This window comes from Paraburkholderia sp. CNPSo 3274 (genome assembly GCF_024206475.1).
Classification (GTDB): Bacteria; Pseudomonadota; Gammaproteobacteria; order Burkholderiales; family Burkholderiaceae; genus Paraburkholderia.
On record NZ_JAMBPR010000009.1, the window covers coordinates 24,165 to 39,095 of the forward strand.

The window sequence follows — 14,931 nt, forward strand, 5'->3', positions numbered from 1 at the left end:
GGGCGGTGATCCGCGTCGTGACGCGCTTACATCGGTCATACATCGTTGTTGCATTTCCCCGACAGGTAGCAAGTCTATCTTATGAAATAAAAATAATTCGCATTATCATCTCGGCTCTTTCGCTGAACGGGGCCAGATGGCAGCGCGGCCCGGACAGCGCTGGTTGAACGCAAAGAAGAAGGGAACGTATGGCTTCGGGGAAGCGCGCGTCGCACACGCGTATGTCGCAGACACGCATTTCGCGCACGCGCACGCAACAATGGCGCAGGATCTGCGCACACGCGATCATCAATTCCGCGCTGGCAGCGGGCCTCGCCGGCATCGCACACGCGGCGCACGCAGCAGACGAGGCCGACGCGGCGAGCGCAGCTGCAACCCCAACCGCACCGGCCGACCGAGCCACTCAGCTCGCGCCCGTCAAGATCACGAGCGGCACGGCCCAGGGCTACGCGCCGCAAACCGTCGAGACGGGTCAATACCGCGGCATGGATGCGCTCGACGTGCCGGCCACGGTGAACGTCGTCACGCGCTCGGTCATGGACGCCCAGGGCGACACCGGCCTCTACGACGCGCTGCGCAACGTCGCGGGCGTGACGCGCCAGCAGCTCAACGGACTCGCGTACGACAACCTCTCGGTGCGCGGCATCCCGCTCGACAATCGCTCGAGCTTCTACCTCGACGGCCTGCTTCCCATCGACAACAACATCTGGATGCCGATGGAGAACAAGGAGCGCGTGGAAGTGCTCAAGGGGGCGTCCGCGCTGTACTACGGCTTCGGTGCGCCGGCAGGCATTGTCAACATGGTGATGAAGCGCGCGGGCAGCGAGCCCGTCACGAGCATTTCGGTGCTCGGCGACTCGAACGGATCGATCGGCGCCGCCGCCGACATCGCGCGCCGCTTCGGCCCGAGCGACCAGTTCGGCATCCGCGTGAACGCGATGGACGAGCACGTCGAAACGCCCATTGAAGGCGATCGCGGCTACCGCAAGTTCGCGAGCGCCGCGCTCGACTGGCGCGTGAACGACAAGCTCAAGCTGCAATACGATCTCGAGCACATCGAAACGCGCGTGGTCGAGCAGGCTGGCATCGCGCCGCTTGCCGCCGTGAACGGCAAAATCACGCTGCCCGCCATGCCCGACCCCTCGAAGCTGCTCGTGCCGAACGACAGGCCGACCACAGCGAGCGCGACGTCGCAGCTCGTGCGTGCCGACTATGCGTTCAACGACCACTGGAGCGCGATGCTCTCGCTCGGCCAGTCGATCACGCGGCGCGACCGCTGGGCCTGGGTGTTCCAGAAGTACAACGTCGCGACCGGCGCGGGCACGCTGCAAGGCAGCCAGCAATATGGGCAGATGTACGAGAACAAGAACGTGCGCCTCGAAGTGAACGGCGACTTCAGGACCGGACCGTTCATGCATACGGTCACGACGGGTGTCGTGCAGAACTGGCTGTTTCAGCCGGACTTCACGACGTACACGTATACGGCGGCGCAAAACCTCTACGATCCCATCGACATCACGACGCTCAAGCAAAGCGGCAGCGCGCGGCAGTTCTACGCGCAGCACGTGCGCAACAGCGGCATCTATTTGTTCGACCAGATCGACATCACGCCGCGCTTGCAGGTCGTGGCCGGCGTGCGCCGCTCGGAGTACATGACCTCGCAGGCCGGTACGCCGAACTCCGATATCAACCACACGTCGCCCTCGGGCAGCATTACCTACCGCATCACACCGCAGACGAGCGTCTACGCGAGCTACGTTGAAGCGCTCGAATCGGCGGGCAGCGCGCCGGCTACGGCCGTCAACGCGAACCAGATCCTGCCCGCGGCGGTGAGCCGGCAGCAGGAAGTGGGCGTGCGCACGCGCCTCGCCGGCAACACGCTCGTATCGCTTGCGCTCTTCAACCTCAAACAGGCCAGCGCCGAAACGAATGCCGACAACGTCTATGTGGTGGACGGCAACGCGCGTTATCGCGGCGTGGAGTTTTCGGTGCAGGGCGATGTGACGAAGGACGTTTCACTCACGGCATCGGCCGTTTATCTCGACGCGAAGCAGATCGATTCTTCCGACCCGACGCTCGTCGGCAAGACGCCGGAGAATACCCCCCACGTCACGGCGAGCCTGTTTGCCGAATATCGCGTGCCGGTGCTTGCGGGTCTTTCGGTGAATGGCGGCATCTATTACGTGGGGCCGCGCCAGGTGAACAACGCGAACCAGGCGCAGATCGGCGGCTACACGCTGTTGACCGCTGGCGTGCGCTATGCCACGCGCGTGTACGGCAAACGCGTTTCGGTGCAGGCGAATCTGGAAAATGCGGCCAAGCGGCGCTACTGGAGTGCGGCGGGGTCGAATCAGCTGGGCGTGGGACTTGGACGCACGCTGGAATTGACTTCAACGCTGGAGTTTTAAGCGTTGGCGCGGGGCCTTAAAAAATCTTCGCGCAGGGCCTTCAAAAATGCGCGACGAGTCGATACAATGGCGACCCTTCGAGCCCAAGAGGCGAGAGTGGACGGGATCTAACGAGTCCCGGGTTGTATTGGAATGCCGACGTGGTGAAATTGGTAGACACGCTATCTTGAGGGGGTAGTGGCGAAAGCTGTGCGAGTTCGAGTCTCGCCGTCGGCACCAAAATTGAATCCGGTATCTTGCGCTGGAACTGCGTGGTGATATTGGAACGAATTGCATTCGCGCGATTGTGCTGCGAATAGGGCAAGAGAGCCGGCTGATCAGCCGGCTTTTTGCTTTTATGGATAATCATAAGGACTCCGGGATAGTTCCCGGCGAGTGCGCGCGATGGGCCGCGGGTGCGTTGCTTCATCATCCTGATTCATTTCCCGCCGCCGCATCGAAAGTTAGGCTTCCTTTTCAAAGGATCGCATTCGCGCGCACACCGTCACAGCGGCAACGCGTGCGTCGACAGAATCTCCTTCAGCACCATGAAGCTGCGGACCTGCCGCACGCCCGGCAAGTACAACAACTGCTCCGCATGCAGCTGGTTGAAGCTTTCGTTGTCGCGCGTGCGCACCAGCATGAAGTAGTCGAACTCGCCGGTCACGACGTGGCATTCCACGCAGCCTGAAACCTTCTGAGCCGCTTTCTCGAATGCGGCGAACGCTTCGGGCGTCGAGCGGTCGAGCACGAAGCCGATCACGACCAGCATGCCTGCGCCGAGCGCCTTCGGATCGAGCAACGCGACGATTCCGCGTATCAGCCCCAACTCCTTGAGCCGTTCCACACGTCGCAGGCAGGCGGGCGCACTGAGCTTCACCTTGGCCGCGAGGCTGACATTGGAAATCGATGCGTCCTGCTGCAAAAGCCTGAGGATCGCGCGATCGATGCGATCCAATGCGGGCGGTCCATTCGGCGTAGCGGGAGAGTGCTTGGTTAATTTCATTGCGTCCTTTAATAACTTGGCAAATTAAAAGTGTTCAGAAATCGAAGAAACTGCTTTAAACGTAGGTCGTCGATATTTTTTTAGCAAGCTCATTTCGCGGCAACGCGCCTAACATTTCTCCGTCGGGTCGCGCGTTCCAGGCGCGTGCCGACCGTTGACCACGCCTTGCATGAGCCGACCTCCCGGAGAAATTCGATGAACCTCCAGCGTTTCCCCCGTTATCCACTCACGTTCGGACCCACGCCCATCCAACCGCTCAAGCGCTTGAGCCAGCATCTCGGCGGTAAGGTCGAGCTCTACGCGAAGCGCGAGGACTGCAACAGCGGACTCGCGTTCGGCGGCAACAAGACGCGCAAGCTCGAATACTTGATTCCCGACGCGCTCGCTCAAGGTTGCGACACGCTAGTCTCGATTGGCGGCATCCAGTCGAACCAGACGCGTCAGGTTGCAGCCGTCGCTGCGCATCTCGGCATGAAGTGCGTGCTGGTCCAGGAGAACTGGGTCAACTATTCGGATGCCGTTTACGACCGGGTAGGCAACATCCAGATGTCGCGCATGATGGGCGCGGACGTGCGGCTCGTACCCGATGGCTTCGACATCGGCATTCGACCGAGTTGGGAAGAGGCGCTCGAGAGCGTGCGTGCAGCTGGCGGCAAACCATATGCGATACCGGCGGGCTGCTCGGAGCATCCGCTCGGCGGCCTCGGTTTCGTGGGCTTTGCCGAGGAAGTGCGGGCGCAGGAGGCGCAATTGGGCTTCGAGTTCGACTACATCGTCGTGTGCTCGGTGACGGGCAGCACGCAGGCGGGCATGGTGGTCGGCTTTGCAGCGGATGGCCGCGCGGACCGCGTGATCGGGATCGACGCTTCGGCTACGCCGCAGAAGACCCACGCGCAAATCACGCGCATTGCGCGTCATACGGCTGGGCTGGTCGATCTCAACTGCGATATCGGCGAAAAGGACGTGATTCTCGACACGCGTTACGCCGGCCCCGAGTACGGGTTGCCGAACGAAGGCACGCTGGAGGCGATTCGCCTGTGCGCGCGGCTGGAGGGCGTGCTTACCGATCCCGTGTACGAGGGCAAGTCGATGCACGGCATGATCGACAAAGTACGCCGCGGCGAATTCGAGCCGGGGTCGAAGGTGCTGTACGCGCATCTGGGCGGCGTGCCGGCTTTGAGTGCGTACAGCTTTATCTTCCGCGACGGCTGAGTTGAAGTGAGGGTTCGCTGGAGCGCGAGGCGGCGCCCGGCGGACGCCACGGTCTTTGAGTTCGATCACGACGCGCCGGGCTTTCCAGCCCGGCGCTTTTTTTGGGGGGAGCCCAATCGATCTGATAAGAGCCGCTCTTCGACCCTATTCGGGCAACATCGATGCGACGGCGAAGCAAGGCTCGAGCGACGATCGTCGTGCACGCACCATCGAGCGTAGAACCTGACGTTGTTGAAAGGCGATACGACGCCGAGGGCGTTAGCGGTTCAGCGGTTGCGGCGTGGGTGACCGTCATCGGACTGCTACCGTAACGTGAAGCACTTTACGCACAAGGAGCGCTGTGTAGTGTTTGATTAACGCAGTGGGTGCCAGCACAATCATGAGGTCAGGTCGGGAACAAGCGCCGAGTGACTCACTGACTGACGGGCGACTCCCTGCGCGTTCACCCAGGGGGAGCACGTAGCGTATTTGCACTTCGGCTTCTGGACTTGAAGCGAAAATGGCTACCATTCGGGACCATTCCAGATTCAGCCTCTTCCTGCACACCGGAATTGTTGCATTGGCGTATTTCGCAGGTGCAAAGTTAGGCCTGTCCTATGCGGTAGTGGGCGGCGCAATCTCTCTTGTATGGCCTTCCAGCGGCATCGCTCTCGTTGCGCTCCTCGCTCTGGGCATCGCAGTTGCCCCTGGAATTGCCGTTGGCTCCTTTCTGGCTAACGTGTCGGCGGGCGTGCCCGCAGCCGTGGCCGCGGTGATAGGCATCGGGTCCATGGTTGGACCGTTGACGGCCGCGATATTGCTCAACCGCGCGACCCGTTTCCAGATCACCCTCGACCGTATCAACGATGTGTTGGCATTCATCGCCCTCGCTGCGGTGACGGGTACGGCAGTCAGTGCGCTGGTCGGCACGACCGCGTTGCTAGGAGGGGGACTCGTGCCGGTCGCCGGGTTCGCCGCAGCCTTTCTGAAATGGTGGCTCGGCGACATGATGGGTGTCCTTGTCGTGGCGCCGGCCCTGTTCAGCTTCCTCACGTATTCGAACCCTGTCCGTTCAGCGCAGCGGATCATAGAAGCGTGCGGACTCATTGCTGCGACCTTTTGGGTGAGCTACCTCATCTTCGGTGCCCCGCAACTTGCCGGTCACGGCTACTATCCTGCGGCTCTCGCGATCTTTCCATTCATTATCTGGGCGGCTCTGCGCTTCGATCGCCTGGGCGCCAGCATCGTGACCCTGATGGTCTCGGTCCTGGCCATCTGGGGTACTACCCACGGCACGGGGCCCTTTGCTGCCGAATCTCCTGTGGACAGCCTCGTGAGGTGGTGCACCTTCGCGAACGTTGTGGCAGTAACGGGACTGTTGCTGGCGGCGGCACGCGCTCAGGAACAGGGGGCCCATGACCTTCTGCAGGCAGCCCACATCGAACTGGAGCGACGCGTCGAGGAGCGAACCGAAGACCTGGAGAAGGCGAACAACGAACTCAAGGAGGAGATGGTGCGACGCCGCCTGCTGGAAGGGGAACTGATCCAGATCGGCGATCAGCAACAGAGACTCATTGGGCAGGAACTGCATGACGGACTTGGGCAACACCTGACCAGTTTGGGCCTGTACTGTGCCGCCTTGAATCAGAAACTGCAGACGCAGGGCCACCCAGCCGCCGCGGACGCCGCTATCGTCGTGGGACTGGTGAAACAGGCGTCCTTGATGACCCGCAGGATTGCCCATGGCCTGGATCCGGTCGCGATGGAATATGGTGGACTTGCGCCCGCATTGCAAGCGCTGGCGGAGACAGCTAGCGCGCTCAACGGTGTGGATTGCATGCTGCGGATCGCGCCAGATGTGGACTTGCTGGACCCGCTGCTGCAGATCAACCTGTACCGTGCAGCGCAGGAAGCCGTCAACAACGCGCTGAAATATTGTCGCGGCCACCGCATCTGGATTGACCTGCAGCGGGCTGGCGGTCTGCAGACGCTTTCAATCAGTGACGACGGGGTAGGCATCGGCCCGGAAGAAATGGAGCGTGCCTCGGGTCTTGGACTGCACAACCTGCGTCATCGGGCAAGCCTTCTGGGCGGTTCCTGCACCGTGACCCGCAACGGCCTGGGCGGCACCACTGTCGCCATCAGCTATCCGCTACCGGAGGGTTCTGGCCATGCACAGGAAATGCGCTAGCCCAGGCCGTGCGACTCAAATCCTGATCGTGGATGACCACCCCATCATCCGGGACGGGATGACGCTTTTGCTCAATCTGCAAGAGGATCTGCACGTCTGCTGTGCAGTTGGCAGCGCCGAAGAAGCGCTCGCGGGGATGGACTGCGAGCCCGACATAGCCATCGTGGACATTAGTCTGCAGGCGGACTCCGGCCTCGAGCTTGTCAAGACTCTGCGTCACCGCTATCCCGAGCTGGCAATCCTTGTCCTCAGCATGCATGACGAAAGTCTGTTTGCCGAACGCGCACTGCGGTCAGGGGCAAACGGGTATCTCATGAAACTGGAGGCCACGGAGCATGTCGTGAGCGCCATCCGCGAAGTGCTGGCAGGCAATATCTACATGAGTGCCGCCATGCATGAGAAGCTGGCGCGGGCGCTTGCCGTCCCACACAAAAAACCCGAGGGCCAAATTGCGAACCTTTCGGAACGGGAATTCGAAGTTCTGCACCTGATCGGACTCGGCTTCAGCACCCGCGACATTGCAGAGAAGCTGAACCGGAGCGTGAAGACCATCGAAGCGCACCAGGCCAATATCAAAGAAAAGCTGAACATCCGTAACGGCAAGGAGCTGACGCGGTTCGCAATTCAGTGGATCGAGAGCCAATAGGGCTGAGCCCGCCCACGAATAAGGCAATCCCCTAGCCTCTTTTAGGACGGGCACCTTATTCATGCACATGGGGACGGCGCATACAGTCGTAAGTGCCCAACACCGGGCGTCAAGCGCGTGGAGAGCCACGTGCAGTCTCCGGATGTGATTCCAACGCTGTAGCCGCTCTCAACCGCGGATCGTTTGCATAGGTTCAATCCAGGCGTGCTCAAGGCAGAGAGATTCGCTTTGAGCAGGCCCTCGTTCGTTACAGGAGGAATCAGCGAAGTGAAACGGCTTGTTTTGGCGCCGCTCGCGCTCGCGTTATTGGGCGGTTCCCCTACCGCCGAGGTCAGTCGGATGTGCGGCCAGCTTGCTTGAACGCACCCTGCTTCACTGCGTCGATGGGTCGGTGACGCCGGTTGCATGCAAGAAAACGTGTCGCACCATACGTGGCAATCGTTGGAGGTAGCTCATCATGAAATGCCTTGTTCAAACTGTCGTTGTCCTTACCGTCCTGGCTGCACCGGTTCTCTCGTTCGCACAATCGAACAGCGCCGTGACGCCTGAACAAGTCCGGGCTGAGCTCGTCCAGCTCGAACAGGTCGGCTATCACGTCGGTGACGGCGACAATTCAAGCTATCCAGCTGATATCCAGGCTGCCGAAGCGCGCGTGGCAGCGCAGAACGGCGGCAGCAGTTACGGCGGGGTGATCAGCGGATCGTCAGCGTCCGGTGCCCCCACGGCCATTCCCGGTTTGAAGCCGGTCTACTTCGGTCAGTAAGCCATTGCGTTGACGAACCGTCTTGCGCGGTCTCGCAGGCCGACGGCCCTCGGTGGCTCGCGTATCGATTCTGGTGACATGGCTCGGGATGGATGTGCACCGCCAGGACCGGCACGTCGCCCTGACGCCTCACACATTCGGCGAAAAAGCCCCTCATCCGAATGGAGAGGGGCTTTTTGATTGCTTTGCGGACTTCAGGTGAGAGAGCTCCTCGAACGGTCTTGGGTTGCTCACCCGGGTTGAATCTGCTGGCAGTCCGTTTCGAACCAATGGTCGACCAGGCGCTGCGCCGCGTGTAGATCGTCTGGATAGTTTGGGTCGTCGTTCCACGGTGAGGGGTCGTAGCCCGCTTTTCTGAGGGCCGAAAGCTCGCTTTGACGTAGCGCCTTCGTCGGAGGCGCGTTGCTTCTAAGCGCGGCCAGGTCACGGCACTCTGTTGGGCTCAGATGTGGCCCGCTTTGTTGCACGCCGCCGGCGGCACATCCAGTTAGCAGGAGCGCCAACGCAGCAAGCGTCGAGCGGTTTCTCGAGAGGTTTTCCATAGCGCATCTCCTCGCGCGTGACTCCCTCGGTTATTTTGCCTCAGTCCGATCACCGGAAGATGTCGAGCGTCCGAGAAGGGGCGACAGGCCCCCATTCGTTGCCGCACCGAACCAGCGTTCTCGCGTTCAGCGGCTTCGCGAAGACAACGACGTATGGTTTCAGCCGTCCTGCTCGGACACCTGTCCGGCATCGGCATCGGTCTCGCGCGCGTCATTGCGCGAAACCCCTGCGTTCCCGGCTGACTCTGTTGCCGCGCCCGTTTCCACGGGCGCCGGCGGTCCGGCCGCCTCGTCACCGAGCAAGGGGCGCTCGGGGTGCACGAACAGCCATAGCAGCGCACCGCAGGCGGCCGCCGCGCCGATCACGATCATGCCGCTTCCCCAGCTATGCGTGACCTTGACGACCAAAGCCAGCGTCATGGGACCCGCGACGTTCGAGAGGGCCCCCCACACGTTCGTCCAGCCCGACATGACACCGGCAAACGCGCGCCCGAGATCCTGCGTGGCAGACCACACGACCACCTGCACGAATCCCACCGCGGCAAAGGACAGGCACAGCAAACCGATGACCATCGCAATCGAATCCGCTCGCGAGGCCGCCGTTAATGCGAGCGCGCTCACGAGGAATCCAGTCATCGCAACGGGCGTGCGCGCCCGATAGATCGAGCCTGTCTTTCGAAGCAGCCAGTCGCTGAACGCCCCCGCGACGAATACCGCCACAAACACGGCAACCCAGGGCAACGATGCGTACAGACCCATCGCCTTGAGCGAGAGCCCGCGCGCGCGCATGAGGTACGTTGGCAGCCACGTCGTATAGAAGCTCTGGATCAGCACCAGCAGGAAGTACTGGACACCGAAGACCCAGAAGCGCCACTGCCTCAGACAGCGCCTGAGCGCACCCCTGGCCGCCGCGCGCTCGGGTGGCTGGCCGGCCGCAATGTACTCGACCTCTGCCTTCGTGATGAGCGGATGTGCCGCCGGCGTGTCGCGGTAGCCGAACCACCAGATCGCGCCGAGCAGCAGGCCCAGTACGCCGAATCCGTAGAAAACGGTATGCCAGCCGAACCGCGCGATGGTCCACGCCGTAAGCGGCGCCGAAATGATCGGGCCAAGATAGAGTCCTGCGAGCAGCAGCGCGTTGCCTTTTGCGCGCTCGCTGGCCGGAACCCAGCGCTTGAGTGCGACGACACTGCTCGACCAGTCCGCCGACTGCGCCCCGCCCAGCACGAGTCGGCACCCGAAGAGCCACGCGAACGAGGTGCCCAAGGGCGTGGCGAGCATCATGAGCGACCAGAGCGCACTCGTGCCGAACAGCACCTTGCGCGACCCGAAGCGTTCGGCAGCGCGGCCGGCCGGTATCTGCCCGATTGCATAGGCCCAGAAGTAGATCGTGAGAATCATCGACATCTCGACGATCGACAGGCCCAGTTCGTTCTGGATCGTCGGGGCTGCGACAGCCATGGCCGTGCGGTCGAGCGTCATCACGAACGTCAGTGGCGCAACGAGCAATGCCACAATCTTCCAGCGGAGATGGTTCACGTTGTGCAACATCGTTCAACTCCCTGGGTCGTCCGGAACGTGGCTCGCATGTGGCGCCAAGGCGTACCGGAACTTGCTCGAAACGATGCCAACGGCCAAGCCTTCGAATGATTCGAGCCGTCCGTTGCATTAGAAACCGCGAATTACGCCTCGCGGTGTGCGTAATCGGGATCAGCGGCTTCAAACCCTTCCGGATCGCGCTCGGCCCACTGACGCGCCCAGGCCAGCAGCGGCTGCAATGCGGCCTCGAGCTTCCTGCCTTCGGCGGTCATCCGATAACCGCCGTCGCCGTGCTCGACGAGACCGGACGCCCTCAATTCCGCGAGCCGCGTATTGAGCAAGCGGGCATTGGTGTCGCAGGCTTCCTGGAGCGCGCGAAACGTCAACGCCTCGCCGCGGAGTTCCCACAGTATCCGCAGTGCGGTACGCCGCCCGAGCAGGTCCAGCACGACCATGATCGGCCGTCCGGTTGTCGAGCCGCGAACGGGTTGTCCTGGTCGTGGAATTTTCATGCTTTACTTTTTAAAGCATCGAATCCTGGCTGTCAACCAGCGAGCGCGGGAACATGCGATGCGCCAATCCAGCGCTACGCATGATGTGAAAAGCGATGGCCGAGTTCGCGCAACCACGTCAGAAAGGTATCGATAGCAGGATCGTCGAGGCGTGCTTCGCGGACATAGCTGCAGTAGCGCCATGCCGGTAAGGCGGGACCATCGAACGGAAACACGAGACGGCCCTCTTTGACGTCGAGCGCGACAAGCGCGGTAGGACCCATTGCAATCCCAAGACCATCAATGGCGGCTTGCAGGGTCAAATAAAAGTGATCCAGTTGCCGGGAATGGCGAGCGGCAAGCCCTGGGTTACCGCTCGCCGCAAGCCATTCCGCCCAAAGGCCGGGATAGGTCGCCGTGTGAAGCAGGGTGTGGTGCGCCAGGTCCGAAACACTGCGTATCGGGTGAGATTCCAGCACCTTGGGTGAGCACACCGGTAGTCGGACTTCCGATAAAAACTCCTTGACCGCATACCCTGCTGACTTCTGCTCGCTGCCGCGAATCGCCACATCGCACTCGTCGCCGAGCTTTTCGATTGGCTCGTCCGAAGTCGTCAGCCGGACCTCCACCGCCGGATTGGTCAGCTGGAAGCTGGAAAGCTGCGGCAATAGCCAGCGCAACGCGAACGTCGTTGGCGCGTTGACCCTCACGATCTGCGCGCGCGTGGCCCGAAGTTGCTCACTGGTCGCCAGCGCGATGCGGTCCAGCGCCGCCGATACCTCGGCCAGGTAAGCGCGCCCCGACGCGGTCAATACGACCCTTCGGCCGCGACGCTCAAACAGGTCGAGTCCAAGCCAGTCCTCCAATTGCCGAACTTGTCGGCTAACGGCCCCGTGCGTCACGCAAAGCTCCTCGGCCGCCATGGAAAAGCTCTCCGCCCTGGCGGCGGCTTCGAATACGCGCAGGGCGTTCAACGGCGGCAGACGACGAGACATCAACTCGATTCCTATGTGACTTTTCCTGACAAGTTCGGTGAGTTTACATCGCTTTTCGTGGCAGCAGCGTAGCCCTATATTGAGCCCCTTTACAGCAGTTCCGGTGCTGGATCTGTTCGATTAACTCACCAGGAGAAATCTCGCATGTCGAATGTCGTCGTGGTCGGCGCGCAGTGGGGCGATGAGGGAAAGGGCCGGATCGTGGATTGGCTCGCGGAGAAGGCGGATATCGTCGTCCGTTACAACGGTGGGCACAACGCCGGGCACACGCTGGTAGTGGACGGCAGAACCTACAAACTGGCGCTGCTTCCCAGCGGCGTCGTGCGCGGGAAGCTTGGCCTGATCGGCAATGGTGTCGCGCTCGATCCGGAGGCGCTGCTCGCGGAGATCGACCGTATGGCGGCGATGGGCATCCGCGTCACGCCGGAGGTGCTGCAGATCGCCGAGACGGCCACGCTGGTTCTGCCGGTGCATCGCGCGATCGACGCTGCCCAGGAACGGATGCGCGCGAAGCCGCTCGGCACCACCTTGCGCGGCATTGGTCCGGCCTACGAGGACAAGGTTGGACGGCGCGGCCTGCGCGTGTGCGACCTGGCCGAACCGGATCTGCTGGCCCAGAAGCTCGACGCTTTGCTCGAGCACCATAACGCCTGGCTGCGCGGTTCGGGCCAGGAGCCATTCCCGCGCGACCCGATGTTGAGCGGCCTGCTTGCCATGGCGCCGCGAATCCTGCCGTTCGTGGGCCGCGTCTGGGAACAGCTCGACCAGGCCCATGCGTCGGGCAAACGCGTGGTATTCGAAGGCTCGCAAGCGGTCATGCTCGACGTGGATTGGGGCAGCTACCCCTACGTGACGTCGTCGAGCACCATCGCCGCCGGCGCGGCCAGCGGCGCCGGCATTGCCCCGTCGCAACTGGGGCGGGTGCTTGGCGTCAGCAAGGTCTATGCAACGCGTGTTGGCGAAGGCCCGTTCACGTCGGAACTGGACGGAGCGCTCGGCGACGTGCTCCGGCAGCGCGGCGGCGAGTACGGGGTCAACACCGGTCGCCCGCGCCGCTGCGGTTGGCTGGACACCGTGCAACTGCGTCAAAGCTGCAAAGTCGCGGGCATCAACCAGCTCGCGCTGACCAAGCTCGATGTGCTCGATGGCTTCGAGTCGGTGCAGCTCTGTGTGGGCTATATGCTCGATGGGGCGCGCATCGACTACATGCCATCCACGAACGCCGAGCAGCAGCGTCTGCAGCCGGTTCTCAGGCGCTTCGATGGCTGGGCCGGTTCGACCCGCGGCGTCCGCTCATATGGCGACCTGCCGCCTCGGGCAGCGGCGCTGATCGAAGCGATCCAGGACGAAGTCGGCGTTCCCGCGGCGATGGTCACCACCGGCCCTGAACGCGACGATGCAATTGTCCTGCAACCCCCATTCGCGTAAGCGAATGGCATGGGTTCGACCGGCGGCTCATGGCAGGCGCGCATATCGGCCTAACCTTCGCTGGCCATCCTTGAACGGATCTCGGCAACCGAGAGGTCGCGCTGATGGGTGGCGATCTGCCAGGTGTTTCCCCACGGATCTCTGACCATTGCGCGCCTGTCGCCGTATGGCAGGTCGGCCGGTACCTCGAGCGAGATCGCATTCGCCGCAATCGCTCGCTGGTAGGTCGAATCGGTGTCCTGAACGTAGACATACAGGAATGCCGGCATCGGATCGCGAAGACCGTCTGAGCCGCTAACCATCACGACGGAATCGCCGATCCTGATTTCGGCTGGCAGCCCGTGGCGGAATGCGCCCTGTGCCTGAAACACCGTCTTGATGAAGGTGATCAGGTTCTCCGCGTCCCGTACGACGATTCGGGGCGTGACGGTATGCCATCCATCGGGCTGAAATTTCGCCATGCTGGGCAGCCTCGCAAGAGATTCGCACGGGCATTGTCCACCGGGTGCCGGTTTGGCGCTAGCCGCGCTTGCGCAGCGGCTCGAGCAAGCCCTTCAGGCCGTTATGGTCCATCTCGTGCATCAGCGCGAGCAGCCGGCCGATCTCGCCCGGCGGGAACCCTTCGCGGGCGAACCAGTTGAGGTAATGCCCGGGCAGGTCGGCAATGAGTCGGCCCTTGTATTTGCCGAAGGGCATGGTGAGGGTGACAAGGCGTTCGAGGTCTTGGGCTTGCATGACGGTATTGTGCACGGCCTGGCGTTTGCGCGCGAATGCTACCCCGCGCGGAGCTCGGACGGATCGAGGAAAAAGTTTCGGTTGCCGGCCACGCGCTCAGCCATGAAGTCGATGAACGTCCTCACGCGCAGGGACTGTTCGGTTCGATGCTTGTAGTAGATATAGATCGTGCCGTATTCGGTGACGTGCTGCATCAATAACGGAATGAGTCGTCCGCTTCGGATATGCGTCGTGGCATTGAAGCTGCCCAACTGCCCGATGCCGAGACCCGAAAGCACAGCCTGCGTTTCCAGTTCTGTGTCATTCACGCAGATGGCAGCGGGCACGTCGCGATAGACGATCTCGTCGCCGAGACGGAACTGCCACTGCGCGAGCTTGCCCGTGTTGGCACGCCGGTACCCGGTGCAGCGATGTTGAGCGAGCTCTTCAATGGTCTGCGGCGCGCCGTTGCGCTCGATATATTCCGGCGATGCGCACACGATCAGCTGAATCGGCACCAGCCGGCGGGCAATCGAGCCGCCCGAAGGCGGCGGTCCACCGCGAAATCCCACATCGGAGCGGTCGGTTACGAGATCCGTGAACTGATCGTCGAGTTGCACTTCGAGTTGCACGTTCTGATAAAGCCGCTGGAATTCCTCGAAGTAGGGCCACAGGACCGGGAGCCCGAATGCGCGCGGCGCGCTAACGCGCAGCATGCCGGCCACGTCTTCTTTCGAGCGCCGCGCCTCGTCGAGCGCAGACGACAGAATGGCGAGCGCCGGCTCCACACTCTCGAGAAGCCGTCGGCCTTCTTCTGTCAGGCTCAGCTTGCGCGTGGTCCGGTGAAAGAGCCGCACGCCCAGCTCCTTCTCCAGTTGCATCACCGCATGGCTCGCGGCCTGCGGCGAGATGCCTTGATCGACTGCCGCGCCACGCAGGCTTCCGAGCGCCGCGGCGCGCACGAACGTGGTGATCGCACGAATCTCGTTCATTTCCGGGGCGCCCCAATTCGCAAATAAGCGTTGATTATCACGCCAG

14 protein-coding genes and 1 tRNA gene are annotated in these 14,931 nt (G+C 62.3%); 7 read left to right on the forward strand and 8 right to left on the reverse strand.

What is annotated here, in order from left to right; genetic code table 11:
* Positions 1 to 221 precede the first annotated feature (221 nt).
* Both M3I54_RS07990 and M3I54_RS07995 read left to right on the forward strand, forming a co-directional pair.
* Positions 222 to 2,408: a TonB-dependent siderophore receptor gene (locus tag M3I54_RS07990; protein WP_254334511.1), complete on the forward strand. Its 2,187-nt coding sequence runs from the start codon at positions 222 to 224 to the stop codon at positions 2,406 to 2,408.
* A gap of 134 nt (positions 2,409 to 2,542) precedes the next feature.
* Positions 2,543 to 2,627, forward strand: a tRNA-Leu gene (locus M3I54_RS07995).
* A 265-nt stretch (positions 2,628 to 2,892) separates the two neighbouring features.
* Here the strand turns inward: M3I54_RS07995 and M3I54_RS08000 are convergent.
* The gene (locus tag M3I54_RS08000) at positions 2,893 to 3,393 is read right to left on the reverse strand and encodes an Lrp/AsnC family transcriptional regulator (protein WP_254334512.1); all 501 of its coding nucleotides are present in this window, start codon (positions 3,391 to 3,393) and stop codon (positions 2,893 to 2,895) included.
* A 195-nt stretch (positions 3,394 to 3,588) separates the two neighbouring features.
* Between M3I54_RS08000 and M3I54_RS08005 the strand changes: the two genes are divergently transcribed.
* The 4 genes from M3I54_RS08005 (at position 3,589) to M3I54_RS08020 (ending at position 8,184) form a co-directional block, all read left to right on the forward strand.
* A complete protein-coding gene (locus M3I54_RS08005; protein ID WP_254334514.1) occupies positions 3,589 to 4,605 on the forward strand; it encodes a 1-aminocyclopropane-1-carboxylate deaminase in 1,017 nt (338 codons plus the stop codon).
* Positions 4,606 to 5,104: 499 nt separating this feature from the next.
* Positions 5,105 to 6,775 (forward strand): MASE1 domain-containing protein, encoded by a 1,671-nt coding sequence (locus M3I54_RS08010; protein WP_254334523.1) that lies wholly within the window; start codon positions 5,105 to 5,107, stop codon positions 6,773 to 6,775.
* Between the two features lie 28 nt (positions 6,776 to 6,803).
* Positions 6,804 to 7,421, forward strand: a complete 618-nt coding sequence (locus M3I54_RS08015; RefSeq protein WP_254334525.1) for a response regulator transcription factor — start codon at positions 6,804 to 6,806, stop codon at positions 7,419 to 7,421.
* 457 nt (positions 7,422 to 7,878) lie between these two features.
* A complete protein-coding gene (locus M3I54_RS08020) occupies positions 7,879 to 8,184 on the forward strand; it encodes a DUF4148 domain-containing protein (RefSeq protein WP_254334527.1) in 306 nt (101 codons plus the stop codon).
* Between the two features lie 230 nt (positions 8,185 to 8,414).
* Here the strand turns inward: M3I54_RS08020 and M3I54_RS08025 are convergent, their stop codons facing one another.
* From M3I54_RS08025 to gcvA, 4 genes are all read right to left on the reverse strand, one after another.
* Positions 8,415 to 8,726 (reverse strand): DUF4148 domain-containing protein, encoded by a 312-nt coding sequence (locus M3I54_RS08025; RefSeq protein ID WP_254334529.1) that lies wholly within the window; start codon positions 8,724 to 8,726, stop codon positions 8,415 to 8,417.
* 159 nt (positions 8,727 to 8,885) lie between these two features.
* Entirely contained in the window at positions 8,886 to 10,277 is a 1,392-nt protein-coding gene (locus tag M3I54_RS08030) for an MFS transporter (RefSeq protein WP_254334531.1), read from the reverse strand.
* A gap of 131 nt (positions 10,278 to 10,408) precedes the next feature.
* Positions 10,409 to 10,720 carry a winged helix-turn-helix transcriptional regulator gene (locus M3I54_RS08035; RefSeq protein ID WP_254334533.1) on the reverse strand — a complete coding sequence of 104 codons (312 nt, stop codon included), beginning with the start codon at positions 10,718 to 10,720 and terminating at the stop codon, positions 10,409 to 10,411.
* Positions 10,721 to 10,851: 131 nt separating this feature from the next.
* Positions 10,852 to 11,751 (reverse strand): transcriptional regulator GcvA, encoded by a 900-nt coding sequence (gene gcvA / locus M3I54_RS08040; protein ID WP_254334534.1) that lies wholly within the window; start codon positions 11,749 to 11,751, stop codon positions 10,852 to 10,854.
* Between the two features lie 144 nt (positions 11,752 to 11,895).
* Between gcvA and M3I54_RS08045 the strand changes: the two genes are divergently transcribed.
* Positions 11,896 to 13,179 carry an adenylosuccinate synthase gene (locus M3I54_RS08045; protein ID WP_254334536.1) on the forward strand — a complete coding sequence of 428 codons (1,284 nt, stop codon included), beginning with the start codon at positions 11,896 to 11,898 and terminating at the stop codon, positions 13,177 to 13,179.
* 50 nt (positions 13,180 to 13,229) lie between these two features.
* Here M3I54_RS08045 and M3I54_RS08050 read toward each other — a convergent pair whose 3' ends face one another.
* Genes M3I54_RS08050 through M3I54_RS08060 form a run of 3 tightly spaced genes read right to left on the reverse strand, consistent with a single transcriptional unit; the run spans position 13,230 to position 14,885 of the window.
* Positions 13,230 to 13,640 carry a VOC family protein gene (locus M3I54_RS08050; RefSeq protein WP_254334538.1) on the reverse strand — a complete coding sequence of 137 codons (411 nt, stop codon included), beginning with the start codon at positions 13,638 to 13,640 and terminating at the stop codon, positions 13,230 to 13,232.
* Positions 13,641 to 13,698: 58 nt separating this feature from the next.
* Positions 13,699 to 13,914: a DUF3820 family protein gene (locus M3I54_RS08055; protein ID WP_254334541.1), complete on the reverse strand. Its 216-nt coding sequence runs from the start codon at positions 13,912 to 13,914 to the stop codon at positions 13,699 to 13,701.
* A gap of 38 nt (positions 13,915 to 13,952) precedes the next feature.
* Positions 13,953 to 14,885: a LysR family transcriptional regulator gene (locus tag M3I54_RS08060; RefSeq protein ID WP_254334543.1), complete on the reverse strand. Its 933-nt coding sequence runs from the start codon at positions 14,883 to 14,885 to the stop codon at positions 13,953 to 13,955.
* Positions 14,886 to 14,931 lie beyond the last annotated feature (46 nt).